The sequence below is a fragment of the Pseudomonas sp. LBUM1647 genome, from assembly GCF_059716175.1.
Window position 1 is genome coordinate 1,769,189 of record NZ_CP166809.1, and the last position, 18,116, is coordinate 1,787,304.

Annotated in this window: 15 protein-coding genes, 4 tRNA genes and 1 pseudogene; 11 read left to right on the forward strand and 9 right to left on the reverse strand. The window is 57.4% G+C overall.

The window, feature by feature from the left end:
- Positions 1-30 precede the first annotated feature (30 nt).
- Both ACA059_RS08030 and ACA059_RS08035 read left to right on the forward strand, forming a co-directional pair.
- Complete coding sequence (locus tag ACA059_RS08030; RefSeq protein ID WP_497633344.1) at positions 31-2,490, forward strand: EAL domain-containing protein; 2,460 nt, start codon at positions 31-33, stop codon at positions 2,488-2,490.
- A gap of 79 nt (positions 2,491-2,569) precedes the next feature.
- A complete protein-coding gene (locus ACA059_RS08035; protein WP_497633345.1) occupies positions 2,570-3,331 on the forward strand; it encodes an iron-containing redox enzyme family protein in 762 nt (253 codons plus the stop codon).
- Positions 3,332-3,416: 85 nt separating this feature from the next.
- Here the strand turns inward: ACA059_RS08035 and sugE are convergent, their stop codons facing one another.
- The 3 genes from sugE to rdgC form a co-directional block, all read right to left on the reverse strand.
- Positions 3,417-3,731 (reverse strand): quaternary ammonium compound efflux SMR transporter SugE, encoded by a 315-nt coding sequence (sugE, locus tag ACA059_RS08040; RefSeq protein ID WP_008151200.1) that lies wholly within the window; start codon positions 3,729-3,731, stop codon positions 3,417-3,419.
- A 119-nt stretch (positions 3,732-3,850) separates the two neighbouring features.
- Positions 3,851-4,816, reverse strand: a complete 966-nt coding sequence (locus tag ACA059_RS08045; RefSeq protein WP_497633346.1) for a bile acid:sodium symporter family protein — start codon at positions 4,814-4,816, stop codon at positions 3,851-3,853.
- Between the two features lie 148 nt (positions 4,817-4,964).
- The gene (gene rdgC / locus ACA059_RS08050) at positions 4,965-5,885 is read right to left on the reverse strand and encodes a recombination-associated protein RdgC (RefSeq protein ID WP_046049133.1); all 921 of its coding nucleotides are present in this window, start codon (positions 5,883-5,885) and stop codon (positions 4,965-4,967) included.
- 160 nt (positions 5,886-6,045) lie between these two features.
- Here rdgC and ACA059_RS08055 point away from each other — a divergent pair.
- The 4 genes from ACA059_RS08055 (at position 6,046) to ACA059_RS08070 (ending at position 6,588) form a co-directional block, all read left to right on the forward strand.
- Positions 6,046-6,121 (forward strand) — tRNA-Val (locus ACA059_RS08055).
- A 19-nt stretch (positions 6,122-6,140) separates the two neighbouring features.
- Positions 6,141-6,217: transfer RNA gene (locus ACA059_RS08060), tRNA-Asp, on the forward strand.
- Between the two features lie 199 nt (positions 6,218-6,416).
- Positions 6,417-6,492 (forward strand) — tRNA-Val (locus tag ACA059_RS08065).
- A gap of 19 nt (positions 6,493-6,511) precedes the next feature.
- A tRNA-Asp gene (locus tag ACA059_RS08070) sits at positions 6,512-6,588 on the forward strand.
- A 140-nt stretch (positions 6,589-6,728) separates the two neighbouring features.
- Here ACA059_RS08070 and ACA059_RS08075 read toward each other — a convergent pair.
- Positions 6,729-7,862: a catalase family protein gene (locus tag ACA059_RS08075; protein WP_497633347.1), complete on the reverse strand. Its 1,134-nt coding sequence runs from the start codon at positions 7,860-7,862 to the stop codon at positions 6,729-6,731.
- Positions 7,859-9,667 (reverse strand): di-heme-cytochrome C peroxidase, encoded by a 1,809-nt coding sequence (locus ACA059_RS08080; protein ID WP_497633348.1) that lies wholly within the window; start codon positions 9,665-9,667, stop codon positions 7,859-7,861. The genes ACA059_RS08075 and ACA059_RS08080 overlap by 4 nt, the downstream gene beginning before the upstream one ends.
- A 269-nt stretch (positions 9,668-9,936) precedes the next feature.
- Here ACA059_RS08080 and bamJ point away from each other — a divergent pair, with 269 nt between their 5' ends.
- From bamJ to ACA059_RS08105, 5 genes are all read left to right on the forward strand, one after another.
- Complete coding sequence (bamJ, locus tag ACA059_RS08085) at positions 9,937-10,653, forward strand: BamJ family beta-barrel-assembly machinery protein (protein WP_497633349.1); 717 nt, start codon at positions 9,937-9,939, stop codon at positions 10,651-10,653.
- Positions 10,654-10,947: 294 nt separating this feature from the next.
- On the forward strand, positions 10,948-11,409 hold the full coding sequence (locus ACA059_RS08090) for a YkvA family protein (RefSeq protein WP_497633350.1): 462 nt from the start codon (positions 10,948-10,950) through the stop codon (positions 11,407-11,409).
- Between the two features lie 108 nt (positions 11,410-11,517).
- Positions 11,518-11,859, forward strand: coding sequence for a helix-turn-helix domain-containing protein (locus ACA059_RS08095; protein ID WP_123369006.1), 342 nt, complete (start codon positions 11,518-11,520; stop codon positions 11,857-11,859).
- Entirely contained in the window at positions 11,856-12,227 is a 372-nt protein-coding gene (locus ACA059_RS08100) for a hypothetical protein (protein WP_059401930.1), read from the forward strand. Before ACA059_RS08095 ends, ACA059_RS08100 begins: the two co-directional genes overlap by 4 nt.
- On the forward strand, positions 12,228-12,647 hold the full coding sequence (locus ACA059_RS08105; RefSeq protein WP_497633351.1) for an SEL1-like repeat protein: 420 nt from the start codon (positions 12,228-12,230) through the stop codon (positions 12,645-12,647).
- A 153-nt stretch (positions 12,648-12,800) separates the two neighbouring features.
- Here ACA059_RS08105 and ACA059_RS08110 read toward each other — a convergent pair.
- The 4 genes and pseudogenes from ACA059_RS08110 to ACA059_RS08125 all read right to left on the reverse strand — a co-directional run.
- Positions 12,801-12,989 (reverse strand): annotated as a pseudogene (locus ACA059_RS08110) (diguanylate phosphodiesterase); the annotation flags it as partial.
- Positions 12,990-13,131: 142 nt separating this feature from the next.
- Complete coding sequence (locus ACA059_RS08115; protein ID WP_497634635.1) at positions 13,132-13,821, reverse strand: TIGR02466 family protein; 690 nt, start codon at positions 13,819-13,821, stop codon at positions 13,132-13,134.
- A gap of 169 nt (positions 13,822-13,990) precedes the next feature.
- Positions 13,991-15,781, reverse strand: a complete 1,791-nt coding sequence (locus ACA059_RS08120; protein ID WP_497633352.1) for a bifunctional diguanylate cyclase/phosphodiesterase — start codon at positions 15,779-15,781, stop codon at positions 13,991-13,993.
- 147 nt (positions 15,782-15,928) lie between these two features.
- Positions 15,929-18,010, reverse strand: a complete 2,082-nt coding sequence (locus ACA059_RS08125) for a carboxy terminal-processing peptidase (RefSeq protein ID WP_497633353.1) — start codon at positions 18,008-18,010, stop codon at positions 15,929-15,931.
- Between the last annotated feature and the right edge of the window lie 106 nt (positions 18,011-18,116).

Sequence of the window (18,116 nt, forward strand, 5' to 3'; positions counted from 1 at the left end):
TGATCTGGCAGTGCTAAAACAAGGGACCTCATGAATCAAGCGCGGACTCTCGGAACGCCACGGTTGTTGGGCATCGTCTGGCCATTTATTGCCGTCGTGTTATTTCAAGCCTTGCTGGGTGGTGTCAGCCTGTATGTTCTGTCGGCGGTTCGCGGCTACGTTGCCGGTGAAAGCCTGTGGTCCAAAGGCCAAAAAGACGCCATCTATTACCTCAATCTCTACGCCGACAACCGCGACGAGACGATTTTCCTCAAATACCAAAACGCCATCGCCGTACCGCAGGGGGGCCACGAGTTGCGTGTGGCGCTGGATCATCGGCCACCGAACATCGAAGCGGCACGGGTGGCGATTCTAAAGGGGGGAAATCACCCGGATGACGTCTCCAGTGTGATCTGGCTTTACCTCAATTTCCGGCACTTCAGTTACCTCGAAAAAGCCATCGACCTTTGGACGGTGGGCGACGCGTACCTGGTGCAACTCGATGACGTTGCGAAGGAAATGCATCAGCACATTCCTGTCAATCACGCCGCCGAGGCTGACATCAAGCGCTGGAAAGACCAGATATTCGCCATCAACGATGGTGTGACACCGGCGGCGAAAGCCTTCAGCGATGCCTTGGGCGAAGGTTCACGGGTGATCCTGCGGCTGCTGCTGGTGACCAACCTCGCCACCGCCCTGGGCTTGATTGCGCTGGCCTTGATGCGCACCCACAAACTGCTCAAGCACCGCAATGCGTTCGCCGAGGCCCTGCAGTTGGAGAAGGACCGAGCGCAGATCACCCTGCAATCGATTGGCGATGGCGTGATCACCACGAATGTCGAAGGCGCGATCGCCTACATGAACCCGGCCGCCGAGGCGCTGACCCACTGGAAGGCCGAACAGGCGACGGGTTTGCCGCTGGCGGCGCTGTTCAATCTGCTGGACGAGAGCGCTCAGGCCGATGGCTTCACGCTGATCGAGCATATTTTGAGCGGACAGCTCAGTAGTGGCAGCGAACACTCCAAATTGATTCAGCGCCTGGATGGCAGCACGGTTTCGGTCACCCTGGTCGGTGCGCCGATCCGCAATGCCGGCAAGGTCAGCGGCACGGTGCTGGTGCTGCACGATATGACCCAGGAGAGACAGTACATTGCCAATTTATCCTGGCAGGCGACCCACGACGCCTTGACCGGGCTCGCCAACCGCCGCGAGTTCGAATATCGCCTGGAGCAGGCGCTGCACATCCTGACGCGGCAGTCGGGGCGCCATGCGCTGATGTTCCTCGATCTGGATCAGTTCAAACTCGTCAACGATACCAGCGGCCATGCGGCCGGTGACGAGTTGCTGCGGCATATCTGCGCCTTGTTGCAATCCGGTTTGCGCGAAGGCGATACCCTGGCCCGGTTGGGTGGCGACGAGTTTGGCATCCTGCTGGAGAACTGCGCCCCGGAAGCCGCTGAGAAAATCGCTGAGAGCCTGCGGCAGACCGTGCAGAACCTGCACTTCGTCTGGAAAGGCCGGCCGTTCGTGACCACTGTGAGCATCGGGCTGGTTCACGTCGCTCAGAATCCGACCACTCTCGAAGCCTCGCTACGCGCTGCTGATATGGCTTGCTACATGGCAAAGGAAAAAGGCCGTAATCGGGTTCAGGTCTATCACGCCGACGATTCGGAACTGTCCCTGCGCTTCGGCGAGATGGCTTGGGTGCAGCGCTTGCACATGGCGCTGGAAGAAGACCGCTTCTGTCTGTACGCCCAGGAAATCGCGCCCCTTGGTCATATCGAGAAGGGCGGTGGACATATCGAAATTCTGTTGCGCCTGCATGACGAAGCCGGACGCATGATTTTGCCCAACAGTTTTATTCCGGCTGCTGAGCGTTATGGTCTGATGACGTCCCTTGACCGCTGGGTTGTACAAAACGTTTTCAAGATCATTGCCCAATGCATAGCCGAACAGCACAAAGGACCATTGGCCATGTGTGCGATTAATCTGTCAGGCACAACTATCGGAGATGAGGCGTTTCTGCACTTCCTGCGTGAACAGTTTGTTACTTACTCCATACCGCCTGAAATGATTTGTTTTGAAATCACTGAAACCAGTGCTATTTCCAATCTCGGAAGTGCAATCAGATTTATTAATGAACTCAAAGGTTTAGGTTGCCACTTTTCACTGGATGACTTTTGCGCCGGAATGTCCTCATTCGCATACTTGAAACATTTACCTGTAGACTTCTTGAAGATCGACGGGAGTTTCGTAAAGGATATGCTGGACGACCCGATTAACCGCGCCATGGTCGAAGTGATCAATCACATCGGTCATGTTATGGGTAAGCGTACGATTGCCGAGTTTGTTGAAACACCCCAGATCGAGCAGGCATTGCTGGAGATCGGGGTGGATTACGCTCAAGGGTATGTTATTGAACGCCCGCATTTGTTTACCTGCGACAGTTTACAAAGTCGTCCAGCCAGGCCTCAGCCTTTGTTGTTCAAGGCGCCTGGCACGTTCCGTTGAAATCTCTTGCTGATCCTTAATAATCACAATCAAAAGGAGCTCGACAGTGATCGACACATTCAACCGAACCGGACCACTCATGGAAGCTGCAAGTTATCCCGCCTGGGCTCAACGCCTGATCCAGGATTGCAGCGAGAGCAAACGCCGGGTTGTCGAACACGAACTGTATCAGCGTCTGCGTGATAACAAACTCAGTGCAAAGACCATGCGCCAGTACTTGATTGGTGGCTGGCCGGTAGTCGAACAGTTCGCGTTATATATGGCACAGAACCTGACCAAGACTCGCTTTGCCCGCCATCCAGGTGAAGACATGGCACGTCGCTGGCTGATGCGTAACATACGCGTCGAATTGAACCATGCCGATTACTGGGTGCACTGGAGCCGTGCTCACGGTGTCAGCCTGGAAGATTTGCAAGCGCAAAAGGTTGCCCCTGAACTTCACGCCTTGAGCCACTGGTGCTGGCACACCAGTTCGTCGGATTCGCTGATCGTTGCCATTGCCGCCACCAACTACGCCATTGAAGGTGCGACCGGGGAGTGGTCGGCGCTGGTCTGTTCCAGTGGCGTCTACGCGGCATCATTCCCCGAGGAAGATCGCAAGCGGGCCATGAAGTGGTTGAAGATGCATGCCCAGTACGACGATGCCCACCCGTGGGAAGCCCTGGAAATCATCTGCACGCTGGCGGGCATGAACCCAAGCAAATCCCTGCAAGTGGAATTGCGTCAGGCGGTCTGCAAGAGCTACGACTACATGTTCCTGTTCCTGGAGCGCTGCATGCAGCTTGAGCATGCGGAAAAGGCTCCTGTCGCGCGTGGACGCATGGCGATGGCCGAGAGCTGATCGTTTAATACACGCCATTGAAAAAGCCTGCTCCCCCTGTCTGTATCGAAAGGGGGGCGGGCTTTTTCGTAATGACAGCAATCAGTCAGGCGCTGATCTTCAGCCCGACCAGCCCGGAAATGATCAATGCCACGCTGGCGAGCCTGAACAGCGCCATGGATTCACCAAACAGAATGATCCCGGCAATTACCGTCCCGACCGCACCGACACCCGTCCAGATCGCGTAGGCCGTGCCCAGCGGCAATTCCTTCATGGCAAGGCCCAGCAAGCCAAGGCTGATGGCCATGGCGGCAACGGTCAATGCGGTGGGGAGAGGGCGGCTGAAGCCATCGGTGTATTTCAGGCCGACGGCCCAGCCAACTTCGAACAGGCCGGCGAAAAACAGAATGATCCAGGACATGAGAGACCTCCATCGATTGACGGGGTCGTCCCCAGATTAATGACTCGATCGAGCCGCGAGGTCGTCCTCGCGTTGCACAATAGAGTGCCCATCATTAACCCGAGGATCAAGTTTTCGGATCAGTCGATAGCCTGCTGCGCCGCAGTTTTCCGATCTTCTTTCTCGCTCATCCGGCGGAAATACGTCGAGAGCAGCGCCCCGGAGATGTTGTGCCAGACGCTGAACAACGCACTCGGCACCGCCGCCAGCGGTGAGAAGTGTGCACTGGCCAGGGCCGCACCCAACCCGGAGTTCTGCATGCCGACTTCCAGCGCCAGGGATTTACGCTGGGCCAGTGGCAACTTGAACAGCCTCCCGGTGAAGTAACCCAGCAGATAGCCGAAGCTGTTATGCAGCATCACCACGGCCATGATCAGCAGGCCGGATTCGGCAATCTTCGCCTGGCTGGCGGCCACCACGGCTGTGACGATAATGACGATGCTCACCACCGAGATCAGCGGCAGCACCTCCACCGCGTGGCGAACCCGATCACCCAGCAGACGCTGGGCAACCACGCCAAGCACGATCGGCAACAGCACCACTTGCAGGATCGACCAGAACAGCTCCATGAACGACACCGGCAACCAGGCTGAGGCCAGCAACCAGATCAGAGCCGGAGTCAGCAGCGGGGCGAGGAGGGTGGTGACAGCGGCGATGGCCACCGACAGCGCCAGATCGCCGCGGGCCAGCCAGGTCATCACGTTCGACGAGGTGCCGCTAGGGCAGCAGCCGACCAGGATGACGCCGACAGCGATCTCCGGCGGCAAGTGGAACGCCTGGCAAAGCAACCACGCCACACCGGGCATGATCACGAAATGCGCAACCACGCCCAGGGCCACGCGCCATGGATGGCGAGCGACTTCGGCGAAGTCTTCAAGTTTGAGGGTCAGGCCCATGCCGAACATCACCAGGCCCAACAGCGGCACGATCGCGCCCTTCAGGCCGATGAACCAGGTCGGTTGCAGGAACGCCACGACGGCGAAAATCAGTACCCAGTAAGCGAAGGTGTTGCCGACAAAACGACTCAATGCAGCCAGTGCGCGCATGGCCTGATCCTTATTATTCAATACCAACACAGATCCAATGTGGGAGCGGGCTTGCTCGCGAAGGCGTCATAACATTCAACATCGAAGTCGACTGTCAGTCCGCTTTCGCGAGCAAGCCCGCTCCCACATTAGTAGACATCACAAGCCTTTAGATCCCCTGCGGAGTCTCTTCGCCGCCCAGCGCTTCAACCAGCGCCGGCAGGAAGTCGCCGAAGGTCAGCATCATCAGGGTGAAGCTGGCGTCCAGTTGGCCGAGGGCTTCTTCGCCACCGTCCTGTTCCGCCTGGTCTTGCAGCAGGTCTTCGAACTTCAGGCGCTTGACCACCATCTTGTCGTCAAGCACGAAAGACAGCTTGTCTTGCCAGGCCAGCGACAGCTGAGTGACCACTTTGCCGGTGCTCAGGTGCAGCTGGATTTCTTCGCTGGTCAGGTCCTGGCGCTTGCAACGCACGATGCCGCCGTCTTCGTGGGTATCACGCAGCTCGCACTCGTCCAGCACGAAGAAATCGTCCGCGGCTTTCTGGGTGGTGACCCATTCAGTCATGGTCGCGGTAGGGGACATCTTCACGGTCAGCGGACGTACCGGCAGCGTGCCGATGACTTCACGCAGGGTGGACAACAGGTCTTCGGCACGTTTCGGGCTGGCCGAATTGACCAGGATCAGGCCCTGTTTCGGCGCGATAGCAGCGAAAGTCGACGAACGACGAATAAAGGCGCGCGGCAGGAAGGCCTGGATGATTTCATCCTTGATCTGATCGCGTTCCTTTTTGTAGACCTTGCGCATTTGTTCGGCTTCGATCTCTTCGACCTTTTCCTTCACCGCGTCACGCACGACGCTGCCCGGCAGAATGCGCTCTTCTTTACGCGCGGCGATCAGCAGGAAGTCGCCGCTGATGTGCACCAGCGGAGCATCTTCGCCCTTGCCGAATGGCGCGACGAAACCGTAGGTGGTCAACTCCTGGCTTGCACATGAACGCGCCAGTTTGGTGGCCAGTGCAGTTTCCAACGCCTCGGCATCAAAAGGCAGATCTTGGGTCAGGCGATAGATAAGCAGGTTTTTGAACCACATGGGGCGAGTCTCTCCTTTATACAAAGGGGGGCATTATTCTCTTCGCGGCGCCATAGGCCAACCCTTCTCTAAGCCTTTGGAAGGCCTGAAAAAATTAATTAAAAAAGTGCTTGCCAGAGATGTGGTCGCTCCGTAGAATGCGCGCCACACCGAAAGTGAAGGGTGATTAGCTCAGCTGGGAGAGCGTCTGCCTTACAAGCAGAATGTCGGCGGTTCGATCCCGTCATCACCCACCATTCGCTTCCAGTGTTACGCGCAGCGGTAGTTCAGTCGGTTAGAATACCGGCCTGTCACGCCGGGGGTCGCGGGTTCGAGTCCCGTCCGCTGCGCCATATTCGGTTATCTGGAACGCTAAACGCCAGGTCACCACGGAAAAGCCCGCTTAACGCGGGTTTTTTTCTGTCCAAAGTTTGTAAGTTGTTCCTGCAGGTCGCGTCGTTTTATGGGTTTTCAGATTTTTTGAAGAATTATTCAATTAAATCAACACTTTATGAAAATCTGTGGCACAATGCGCCCCGCAACGAAGGTAAAGGGTGATTAGCTCAGCTGGGAGAGCGTCTGCCTTACAAGCAGAATGTCGGCGGTTCGATCCCGTCATCACCCACCACTTACTTTCAACGCTACGCGCAGCGGTAGTTCAGTCGGTTAGAATACCGGCCTGTCACGCCGGGGGTCGCGGGTTCGAGTCCCGTCCGCTGCGCCATATTAGGTAACCTGGAACGCTGAACGCCAGGTCACCACAGAAAGCCCGCTAAATGCGGGCTTTTTGCTGTCTGGGGTTTGGCCTCTGCCGAGGCTCCACCCAGAAAGCGACCTTTGGGTCGTTTTTTTCGTTCTGCCTTCTTATCGTTCGGCGTTGCGGCTGTGCCGGTAGTCGCTCACGGCTTCATACACCGCTTTGCGCAACCGGTTGATGCCGCCAATGGGGCGATGAGCCTCAAGGCCAAACCACGGGTTGAATGACTGGTTATCGCATTGCACGTTCAGCGCAGGCGTATCAAAGTCCTGGGCGGGTACTTTGATCCGCGCCACGGTCTCGAACAGGGCATCGCTTTGCTGCCACTCAATGCTCGTGTCTTCGATCGGCATGTACTTGGCCGGGTCCTGGCGCTGAATCTGCAGGACGAAGCAGGCCTGCATCCGGTCGGTCGACAGTTGCTGGTTCAACGCATTGCGCAGGAAGTTCGGCAACTTCTGGTTTTGCGCAGGCAGGGTGTAAGTCGGGCAGCTTGCCGGATCGGGCATGACGCGGAACTTGGCATTGGCTTCGCCGAATTTGTAGGGCGAAACCGAAAAGTAAGTCGTCTGAGTCGGGCTTTCCGGGGCGGGTGAAAGTGTCGCCAGCGCGATAAACAAATGGCGAACCTGCCAGGTCTGCGGGTCCCAACCTGGAAAGAACGCCATCAGCTTCTTGCCGTCAGCCTGTGCGGCTACATTCTGACGATACTCGGCGACATCACTGACGAAGAAATTCGGATGGCTGAACATCACGAAGTCCTGTTCACCACGACTCTGTTGGTCATGCAGCAGTTGTTTACCGGGCACATCGATCAATTTGATCGCCATGCCCCGTGCATCGCGGATGCTGTCGAACTGCGGGTAGGCATTGCCGTTGGACAGCCGCATCGTCGCTTGCCAGGTTTTGCCGGGTTCGCTGAACACACCCAGACGCAGTTCGCCCGCCAGATCCGGCAGCACCTGAACCTCGGCCTTCACGCAGCCATGGGCCTTGGCATGGGCGTCGCGCAGGTAGCGAGTGCTTTCACGGTGCTGATCGACGATGCGCACGGCGGTCTGGATGATGTCTTGGGTCATCGCTGATTCGCCATCCGGAATCAGTTCTTCAGCCGAAACCGGGCCGCTGTGCTGCCAGGCGAACCACGCCGTGGCCAGCGCCCAGCCGAGCAATCCAAGGCCCAGCAACCACAGCAGGGTTTTGCCGAGAAAAGCGCCAAAACGCATCCAGAGTCTGCTCATGGCAATTGTGCCTCCAATGGACCGCCCAACACTTTCAGATACTCCAGTAGCGCCCAGCGCTCTTCCGGCTGCAGCAGGCGACCGATGACGCCATTGCCACGCTCGCCTGCCCGGAATTCATGGCCGCTGTTGTGATTGCCGGTGATGCGCGTGTCGAACAAAAATCCATTGGTGAAAGCCTCGGTGCGATAGCCGAGGTGACTCGGGTCGTACTCGAAAGTGCCCTTGTAGAAGGTGGTTGCACGTTCATCCTGGGGCGAGAGCAGCTGATAAATGCTCGGCACCGAACCGTTATGCAGAAACGGTGCGGTGGCCCAGATTCCCGCCAATGGCCGCGCCTTGTAGGCGCGCAATTCGCGCACGCCAATCGGCAGGCCGAAGCCATCCATGCCCGGTCGTTCTGCCGTAGGAATGTTTGCTTCACGGAAGGCCCGGTTTCCGACGAAAGCGGTGACGTAGGCCAACCCTTTAGCCGATGAGAGCTTGCTCAAATCCAGCGATTCAGTGGGCGTCGGCTGCAACTGAACATCCAGCTGCGCCAGCTCTGCCGGGTCCCATTTCAAGGCTGTGAGGTCGAAGCGATGGTCGGCGATGTTATTGGCCGCGCCCGGGTCTGTGCCGATGAACTCCACGGGCAGCATTTTCAATTGTTGCACCCAGCGCCCGTCGCTTTGGACCGATCGAGGTACATGGCAGCCGGCGCAGTTCTCGGTGAATAATTCGCGACCTTTTGCGGCCTGGGTTTTGTCGATGGCGCCCAGCAGTTCTTCCGGCCAGGCCGGTGGTTTGAGCCGTTGCAGGGTTTGTTCGATCAGGTGCAGATCGCGCAAGCGGACACTGGACGGATAACGGGCGTCTCCTTTAAGCGGTTGGCCGTTAGCGTCGAAGAAATTCAGCGTGGCGCCCACCCCCAAGGCCTCGCCGATGTTGCGGGCCATCGGTTGCTGCGCCGAACCGTTCCACTGCACCCAGTCGAAGGTCCACATGTCCCACAGTTGCGGATAGTCGACCGGAGCGTTGGCGACGCGGTAGTTGGCGGGGGAAATCGCATCGCCAAAACTGGCGTTGGCAATGCGCCCGAAAGCGTCGGTGCGGCCGGGGCCTTCTTCGGTGGGATAGAGCCCGCGATGGGTGTCGTTCCAGGCCACCTTCAAGAAGGTGTCGAGCGAGACTTTGACGTCTTTGCGCAGTTGTTGATGCCGGGCCTCGTAGTCCTGGCCCAATGCGTTGCGTGCGAAACGTTCGAATTTCCACGGGTTGTAGTAAGTCGACGTCAGACTCGCTACCAGCGCTTGCCCGAAACTGCCGCCGCGCAACGTAGGAACGCTGGATGGCAGAACGTGCTGCGCCGAACCGCCATCGATGCGCACGGCCTGGCCGTTAAAGCGCAGTTCGCCGGTGTGGCAGGCGGCGCAGGTAATGTCCAGAAACTCGTCCTGGCTTCCAGGGTTTTGATGACGGGCAAAACCCACGGGCAGATTGCCGGGGTTGTTCGGTGTGGGTCTCTGGCTGGGGTCGATCAGAAAACCGAAGCGGGCGAGGTATTCGGGAGCGGCGAATCGCTGTTGCGAGAACGGTAGTTCGAGGGCCTTGAACCAGTCATAGCGCAAGCCTTTGACCTGAGTGCCCTGGGGCGTGAAGTAGTAAATCTCGCGGTCGGTGGCGCTCCATTGCTCCAGGTAGTGCACCTGCTGCACAGGTGACCAGGCCGGCAGTTTCGGGTTGGCGACGTAGTACAGAGCCACGGCGAGGCCCAGCCCCAGCAGAACTGCGAGCAGAACCAGCAAGCGGATGAAGAGGCGCAAGATAAACGTCCTTGTCGATTTATAGCTCCCTTATGCCTCAGCACCTGAGGTGCGGCAAGTGGCCATTACGCCAGATGCTGGGGGATCCGGTATCGGTCTCTGTGAGCGCAAGATGACAGAAGCTTCATCATCCCATTCCCGAAATGCGTTAAAACACCTGAACTTATCAGAAGTTTCCTGCTCTCATGCCGGTAGCCATTGGTCGTGGCCGCCTGATAAGCTCGCGGCTTTATTCGATTGCCCTTTAGGCGCATGAACAAGGAAATAGCATGAAACAGCATCGGTTGGCGGCGGCGGTGGCCCTGGTTAGCCTGGTACTTGCGGGTTGTGATTCGCAGACCAGCGTAGAGCTGAAAACCCCGGCGCAAAAAGCTTCCTACGGGATTGGCCTGAACATGGGCAAGAGCCTGGCTCAGGAAGGCATGGATGATCTGGACTCCAAAGCCGTAGCCCAAGGCATCGAAGATGCCGTCGGCAAGAAAGAACAGAAGCTGAAGGATGACGAGCTGGTCGAAGCCTTCGCAGCACTGCAGAAGCGTGCTGAAGAGCGTATGGCCAAAATGAGCGAAGAGTCGGCATCCGCTGGCAAGAAATTCCTCGAAGACAACGCCAAGAAAGCCGGTGTAACCACCACTGCTTCGGGCCTGCAGTATGAAGTGGTCAAGAAAGCTGATGGCGCACAGCCTAAGCCGACCGACGTAGTGACCGTTCACTACACCGGCACCCTGACCAACGGCACCGTTTTCGACAGTTCCGTCGAGCGTGGCAGCCCGATCGATTTGCCGGTTAGCGGTGTGATTCCGGGTTGGGTCGAAGGCCTGCAGCTGATGCACGTTGGCGAGAAGTACAAATTGTACATTCCTAGCGAACTGGCTTACGGCGCCCAAAGCCCAAGCCCGGCGATTCCAGCCAACTCGGTGCTGGTATTCGACCTGGAACTGCTCGCAATCAAAGATCCAGCAAAACAAGACGCCGCTACCAAGTAATCAGCGTCTGCTCTAAAAACAACGCCTCGCTTATGCGGGGCGTTGTTGCATCTGGCGTTCAGGGAAGGTAAACAAAGCGAACGGATGCTGTAGGCTGGAGTCATAGCCATTGAGGACGCCCGTGCTAGCCGCGCCAGAGCGCCAAGTCAATGAAATCTTGGGTTTTTTTATGTGAGTAAAAAACGCCCGATCTGAGTTAGGCCCTTATGAAACGGGGCTTTCAGCCGTGAAAAGCAGCTCTGTTCACAAGGTTATCCACAATTTGTGTGGATAACATTTCAGTGGGAGGAAATGATGAAAACACCCTGGAGTTTCGCTCGTTTCCTGCCTCTGGCCGGACGCCTGCTCGCGCGTGGACGTTTGCCGACCTTGCTCTTCGCGGTGGCCAGCAAAGGTGCCAGCCAGGGTAACCGGCTGGGCAAGCTCAAGGATGATCTACGCCTGTTGCAGGCACTCTGCCTGGCTTACTGGCGCGGTGAGTATCGGGCCATCAGCCCCAAAGCCCTGATATCGGTCGTGGCTGGCCTGATGTACTTCCTTAGTCCGGTGGATGCCATTCCGGACTTCATTCCAGTGTTCGGCATGCTCGATGACATCGCGGTGCTGGCGTGGCTGATGAAAGTTCTCGACGACGAACTCAACGCCTTTCGCGCCTGGCGCAAGCGTCAGTTGCCGGAAAAGCTTGCAGTGGTCGAACGCCTGCCCGATACCCCGGAACAACTTCAACTTCAGGGGCCGAAAAAAAAACTGAACTGATTCAATCTCATCCATAGATTGATACCCCCGCGACCTTGGCCGCTGTTAGGATTACACTTCTAGGGAAAAGTGCCGACTCGCTAAGTGTTGTTGTCCTACGGGGTAGTCATGGATATTCAGATAATTACACGCGAAGGAGAGCCCGAGTATGCGGTTCTGCCATGGGCTCAGTATCAGGCTCTACTAAAAGCAGCAGGCATCAATGAACAACCGCCGCGGGTCGCCCCAGAGCGTCACGCGGCAACACCAGACCAGATTCTTCCGGGTCTGGATCAACTACGCAGTTTGCGCGAAGGGAAGGGCATCGCCATCGAGGCGTTGGCCCGCACGGTAGGCATCAGCCCGTCTTATCTGGCCTTGATCGAAAGTGGCGAGCGTCTACCCGACGCTGCGATTCGCCGCAGCCTGGCCTGGGAATTGACGGTGCCAGGGTGGAGGGATGAATCGTGAGCGTACGCATCAGTCGTCAACATTGGGACGGGTTGCTGGGTGAACTGGATCAGGCGCGTCGCCAGCGTCATCTTTTGACATACCGGGCGTTGCTCGAACGTTTGCAACTGCCCACACCGGCCATGCAAACCCTGACCGCCGCGCTTGAACATCTGGCCGCGCTGGACGCCAAGGCCGAGCAGCCATTGCGTAGTTCGCTGGTGATCAGCCAGGGCGCCAGCCGCCTGCCGCGCACCGGATTCTTTGAATGTGTCGAGCGATTAGGGCGTTTCTCCGGCCCTTCCGATGGCATTGCCGCAGCGTCCTGGCATGCCTCGGAAGTGGTGCGGGTGTTCGAGTACGAATACCCCGAATCGGCAGAGGCCTGAGTGTTTCTACGACTCAAGGCGAAGGCCAGTTACTGGCTGGCGCGTAGGCTGTTTCACTGGTCATGGTTTGTGCGCCAACCGCGTGGCTGGAGCTGGCTCGAAGGCCAGTTCGCACGCATGGCGAACCTGGGTGATGTTGGCGCCCAGAGCTTCTATGGCCACATCCTGACTTTTCGCGGTGTCGGCCTTGGCGCTCGCGAAGAGGGAGTGCGATTGCTGCGCCTGGCGGCGTTGGCGGGGGATGGCAAAGCGGCGTATCAGGTGGGCGTGATTAGTCTGGCGGGGACGCCGAGCAAGGCGCCGGATGCGGTTGAAGCTGCGCGGTTTTGGGAGATGGCCGCCAAAGCAGGACATCCGTTGGCCGAGCTTAAACTGAAAGAGTTGGCGTCTCGCGGTTCCGAGGCGCCGCCCCCAGTCTGAGTTGAATGATCGTTCCCACGCTCTGCATAGGAATGCAGCCCGTGACGCTCTGCGTCAAATCGGTGTCAGGCTCGACACCGGTGGTGGGGCTGGAACGCAGAGCGTCCCTTGAGGCATTCCCACGCAGAGTGAGGGAACGATCAGGATCAGCAATCACCGCTGCCCGACGAGCAATTCTTCTTCGGCTTCAGGCACCGCCAAACTATCGATCACATGCAGGCTATACCCCGGCACATTCTTCGCGTGATGCTTGGCCTGCAATGCCATCTCCGCCGACTGGCTTGCATCGAGTTGTCCACAGGCCTGTGGATGTAAATGCACCACGCCGCTCGACAGTGATAATGAAAAAAGGGACGGATCTGGGACGGATCTATTTTTCAGAAGGGAACGGAAAAACAAAATCGTCCCCTTTTTTAATTGGCCAATAGCGGGTATTTAGATGTGTCTACGAAGTTAGCGGCGGTTCAAGTAAATCGAAATCTCGTTAAGCGCCGAAGTTAAAAGCGATAGAGATTCGTGGTCTCGCCCCTTCAAAACGTTGTACTGAATGCATTAGCCACGATGGAAACATGATAAAAGTTCCACTTCTGGCGGCACAGGTAATACTAAAGCCGGCAGTAAGGCAATCTTCGACTCTCATTCGCAGAGCAGGGTTGTATGTCGATGCAACCATGCCGCGCGGGTCTATAAACTCTAGATCACCTCCAATTGCCGGATCATCCTCCCGGCCGCCGGCATCGACCCAGTAAACCCCTGACCAAAACGCACCAGGGTGCCCATGAAGTGAATTGCTGTGGCCGGCCTCGTTAACGTTTGCCCACGCGTTGAGTTTCCATTCGAAACTGGGCTCGGTTAATCCGTATTGCTCACTATGAACCGCGGTAAGTTGAATGGCGAACTCTGTGGCAAACCTCACTAAAGCATCGCACGCTTCCCCTCCCCATTTAGGGAAATCGTTCGTGGACTGCCAGCCGCCGTCATTGCTACGCTGCGTGCCGCCGCGATCTTCCGCCATACGACTTGTGACTATAGCTTTCAGCTCAGCATTGAGTCTTTCTGCGTCGGGGTACTGGATACTTGCCAAAGGGGTTGCGAACAGTCGTCGAATTTTTATCAGTTCAGGATCTCCTCCAAGCTTCGCGAGTTGCGAAAAACTATACCGGACGAAATTTATGGCTGATGTAAACCTTTGTTAATATTTGCGAAGTTGATCACTCACTTACACCGAGGCCAACCCTATGACCCGAAACTTGCGCTTGCCCGGTGAGGGTCAAGACGGTATCTACAGGGTGTACGCATTTCAATGTAGGAGTTGCCGAAGGCTGCGATTTTTTTTGTGGTGATCACCGGTGCCCGGCCATTAGCGTTTCTTCGACTGCCGGCACTGCCAGGCTATCAATTACATGCACGCTATACCCCGGCACGTTCTTCGCGTGATGTTTGGCCTGTGACGCCATCTCCGCCAATTGGCTGGCATCGAGTTGTCCACAGGCCTCGGGATGCAAATGCACCACCCCAATCGATAGCGACAACAACGGAAACTCTTGCCGCACACCCTGGCGATTAGGCGCGATAAAGCATCCAGCCTCCAAATGTTCGGCGCGATAGAAGCGCCGGCACTGGCTGTGGAAATCGTCGAGTAACTGGTTCAGGCGTTTGCGCCAGTCTTCCGGGCCGAGTACCAGCAGGAAGTCATCGCCTCCGATATGACCGACAAAGTCGCGGGAAGGGTCGACGCGATCATTCAGGCATTGCGCCAGGCATAGCAGGACTTCATCCCCACGGCCGTAGCCGTAGATGTCGTTGAAGGGTTTGAAACTGTCGATGTCGACGTAGCAGATCACCGACTCCCGTTGCTGTTGCAGTAGCCGCGTCAGGCATTGCTGAATCGGCACGTTGCCCGGCAACAGGGTCAGCGGGTTGGCGTAACGGGCTTGCTGGATCTTCAGTTCGGTAATCAGTTTGAGTACGTCGATCACTCGGCCCAATCCCAAGTAACCGCCGTTAAGGGTGATGATGAAGTCTTCTTCGATGCGCTGCCGCGCGCGGCTGGTGATCAGGCGACTCACTTGTTGCAACGACTGGCTCATCTCAACGGCGAGGAAGTCATCACTCATTAAACGGCTGATCGGCTTGCGGGCGAACAGGTCGGTGGCAAAAGGCTTGAGCAGTGCATCGGAGAGCGAATGCCGGTGGACGATGCCGCAGGGCTGACTTTGCTCGTCGAGTACCGCCAGGGAGTTCAGGTTGGCCTGGCGGCGAAAGGCTTCCAGGACGGTGGCGGTCGGGGTATCGCGACCCACTGCCGGTTGGTCATTGAGCAGGGCGCTGAGGTCACTGCCTTCATCGTTTAACGCCACGGCGGAGCTGTCGTGTTTGGGCATCATCGCTCGGGCATCCCGGGGCGGTTGCTCTTGAGGCCGACAGAGCAGGTAGCCCTGGACCAGATCGACGCCCATCTCGGTCAGCACCGCGAGTTCTTCCGGCAGCTCGATACCTTCTGCGATCACTTGCGCCCGTGAGGCTTTGGCAATTTGCAGGATCGAGCCGACGAATTCGCGCTTGAGGGCATCCTGGTGAATGCCGTCGATGAAGTGTCGATCAATCTTCACGTAGTCCGGACGCAATTCGGACCACAGCCGCAAACTCGAATAGCCTGCGCCCAGATCATCCAGAGCAATGGAAAACCCCATCGCTCGATAGTGATGCAGAGCGGTTTGTAGCAGCTCGAAATCGTCGGTTGGGGTTTGTTCCGTCAGTTCGATCACCACCTGACTCGGCGGTATGCCGAAATCCTGCAGCAGTTGCAGGGTGCGCCCGGGTTGGTGGGCGGCTTCGAGCAGGGATTCAGGGGAAACGTTGAGGAACAGTTTGCCGGGCAGTTGCTGCTCATTGAAACGTCGGCAGGCGCTTTGACGGCAAGCGATTTCCAGCTCGCTCAGGCGGCCAGCCTGACGGGCGACGGCGAACAGTGCGAGGGGGGAGTGCAGTGGACTGTTGGAGGGGCCGCGACTAAGAGCTTCGTAACCGAGAATGCGTCGCTCAGAGAGGGAAATGATCGGCTGGAACAAGCTGTGCAAACCGCTTTGAGCCAGTATGGAACTCAAAGCACTCAGCTGTTCTGTGGTGGTCATGGCTTTCTCTGGCGATAAAAAAAGGACTGGGAGCACCTCTTGGATAAAGAGGGCTCCCAGTCCTTTATTTCACGACAGAATGATGACTGTTTGATGACGCTCCGGGGAGCGTCAGCATTAAATTGCCATCATCTTGCTTGTAACAACTTAGTGCTTGGCTACCGTGGTATTGAGTTTCAGGTAGTCCAACAGAATCCGCCCTGTTTCGCTCAGGTAGGCATCGTCTTCCGGTTTGGTCTTGTCCGGCTCGGCCGCAATAGCATCCTCGTCTTCTTTCTTCAGCTCTTTGAGCGGCTCTTCACCCTTGGCCTTGCGACGGATGTTTTCCATGGCAAGTTGCTTGGCTTCGATATCGGCGTGTTGTGCACGACGATCGGCTTCATTGAGGCTGACGGTTTTTTCCGCCATCAGTTTCTGCGCCAGGGCCAGTTTGTCGCGGATGAACACGAACTCCGCGTCTTTGGCCGAGCGTACGTCATGCTCGGACTTGAGCTGCGAGATGTACGGCTTGAACGGGTCGACCGCAGGCTTGATGGCCGCGCGGATGGTGTCCCACGGCATGGCTTCAGGCAGTGCGCTTTCGCCGATTTCCTTGGTGTCGATGATCGACGGGTAATCGATGTCCGGCAGTACGCCCTGATGCTGGGTGCTCTGGCCGGAAACCCGGTAGAACTTGGCCAGGGTCAGTTTCAGTTCGCCATGGTTCAGCGGCTGAATGGTCTGCACGGTGCCTTTACCGAAGGTCTGGCCGCCAATGATCAACGCGCGGTGATAGTCCTGCATGGCGCCGGCAAAAATCTCCGAAGCCGAGGCAGACAAGCGGTTGACCAGCAACGCCATCGGCCCTTTGTAGAAGGCACCCGGGTTTTCATCTTCCAGTACATCGACCCGGCCATCGGCATTACGCACGAGAACGGTCGGACCTTTGTCGATGAACAGACTGGTCAGCTCGGTAGCTTCCTGCAGGGAACCGCCGCCGTTGTTGCGCAGGTCGATGACCACGCCGTCGACCTTGTCTTTCTGCAACTCGGTCAGTAGTTTCTTGACGTCGCGAGTGGTGCTCTTGTAGTCCGGGTCGCCAGCACGGAAAGCCTTGAAGTCCAGGTAGAAGGCCGGGATCTCGATGACGCCGAGCTTGTAGTCCTTGCCGTCCTGTTTCAGGTTGAGGACCGACTTCTTCACCGCCTGGTCTTCAAGCTTCACCGCTTCGCGGGTGATCGGGACGATCTTGCTGGTCTGGTCGTTCGGCGCATTGCTGGCCGGGATCACTTCCAGGCGCACCACGGTGCCTTTCGGCCCACGGATCAGCTTGACCACTTCGTCCAGGCGCCAGCCGACCACGTCGACCATCTCTTTGTTGCCTTGGGCAACGCCGATGATCTTGTCGGCCGGTGCGACTTGCTTGGTCTTGTCGGCCGGGCCGGCAGGCACCAGACGCACGACTTTCACCTGGTCGTTGTCGCTCTGCAACACGGCGCCAATGCCCTCGAGGGACAGGCTCATGTTGATGTCGAAGTTCTCCGCGTTATCCGGCGACAGATAGTTGGTGTGCGGGTCGTAGGACATGGCGAAGGTATTGATGTACGCCTGGAAGATATCTTCCGGACGGGTCTGGTCTAGGCGCGCCAATTGGTTCTTGTAGCGCTTGGTCAAGGTTTCCTGAATCTGCTTGGAGTCCTTGCCCGCGATCTTCTGCCGCAGCACTTCGTCCTTGACGCGTTTGCGCCACAGGTCGTCGAGTTCTGCGGTGGACTTGAGCCAAGGGGCGTCCTTGCGATCGATCAGCAAGGTTTCCTTGGTGGTGAAGTCGATCTTGTCGACGCCTTTGTTCAGCTCGGCAAGGGCGAAGTCCAGACGCGCTTTGACGCGGTCCAGGTAGCGCTTGTAGATGGTGAACCCGGCATTCAGGTCGCCGCTTTTGAGGAAGTCGTCAAACTGGGTTTTCCACTTGTCGAATTCTGCAATGTCGCTGGCCATGAAGTAGCTGCGCGACGGGTCCAGCAGCTTGAGATAGCTGTCATAGATGATCACGGAGCGCGCGTCATCGAGCGGCGGCTTGCTGTAGTGATGGCGCTTGAGCAACTCGACGACGTTCAGGCTGGCGATCACTTCGTCACGATCAGGCTGAAGCTTGTCCCAGCTATTGGCTGCAAACGAATTGGTCGACATCGGCAACAGACCGATACCAATGAATAGGGCTAGGGCGGTGCTGGGGAAAAAATGCTTCATGCTGATTCGACGCGGGGACAATTGATCACGCATATTAGGCCGTCTTTGAATTCGCCGGTACCACCAGGTTCTGTACGAAAACTGCCTGCTAGATTTCGTATAGGCC

Excerpts from the sequence above, each read along its gene's own strand:
- ACA059_RS08030 (WP_497633344.1), top strand. The coding sequence starts at position 31 with ATGAATCAAGCGCGGACTCTCGGAACGCCACGGTTGTTGGGCATCGTC.
- ACA059_RS08035 (WP_497633345.1), top strand. The coding sequence starts at position 2,570 with ATGGAAGCTGCAAGTTATCCCGCCTGGGCTCAACGCCTGATCCAGGAT.
- sugE (WP_008151200.1), bottom strand. The coding sequence starts at position 3,731 with ATGTCCTGGATCATTCTGTTTTTCGCCGGCCTGTTCGAAGTTGGCTGG.
- ACA059_RS08045 (WP_497633346.1), bottom strand. The coding sequence starts at position 4,816 with ATGCGCGCACTGGCTGCATTGAGTCGTTTTGTCGGCAACACCTTCGCT.
- rdgC (WP_046049133.1), bottom strand. The coding sequence starts at position 5,885 with ATGTGGTTCAAAAACCTGCTTATCTATCGCCTGACCCAAGATCTGCCT.
- ACA059_RS08075 (WP_497633347.1), bottom strand. The coding sequence starts at position 7,862 with ATGAGCAGACTCTGGATGCGTTTTGGCGCTTTTCTCGGCAAAACCCTG.
- bamJ (WP_497633349.1), top strand. The coding sequence starts at position 9,937 with ATGAAACAGCATCGGTTGGCGGCGGCGGTGGCCCTGGTTAGCCTGGTA.
- ACA059_RS08090 (WP_497633350.1), top strand. The coding sequence starts at position 10,948 with ATGAAAACACCCTGGAGTTTCGCTCGTTTCCTGCCTCTGGCCGGACGC.
- ACA059_RS08095 (WP_123369006.1), top strand. The coding sequence starts at position 11,518 with ATGGATATTCAGATAATTACACGCGAAGGAGAGCCCGAGTATGCGGTT.
- ACA059_RS08120 (WP_497633352.1), bottom strand. The coding sequence starts at position 15,781 with ATGACCACCACAGAACAGCTGAGTGCTTTGAGTTCCATACTGGCTCAA.
- ACA059_RS08125 (WP_497633353.1), bottom strand. The coding sequence starts at position 18,010 with ATGAAGCATTTTTTCCCCAGCACCGCCCTAGCCCTATTCATTGGTATC.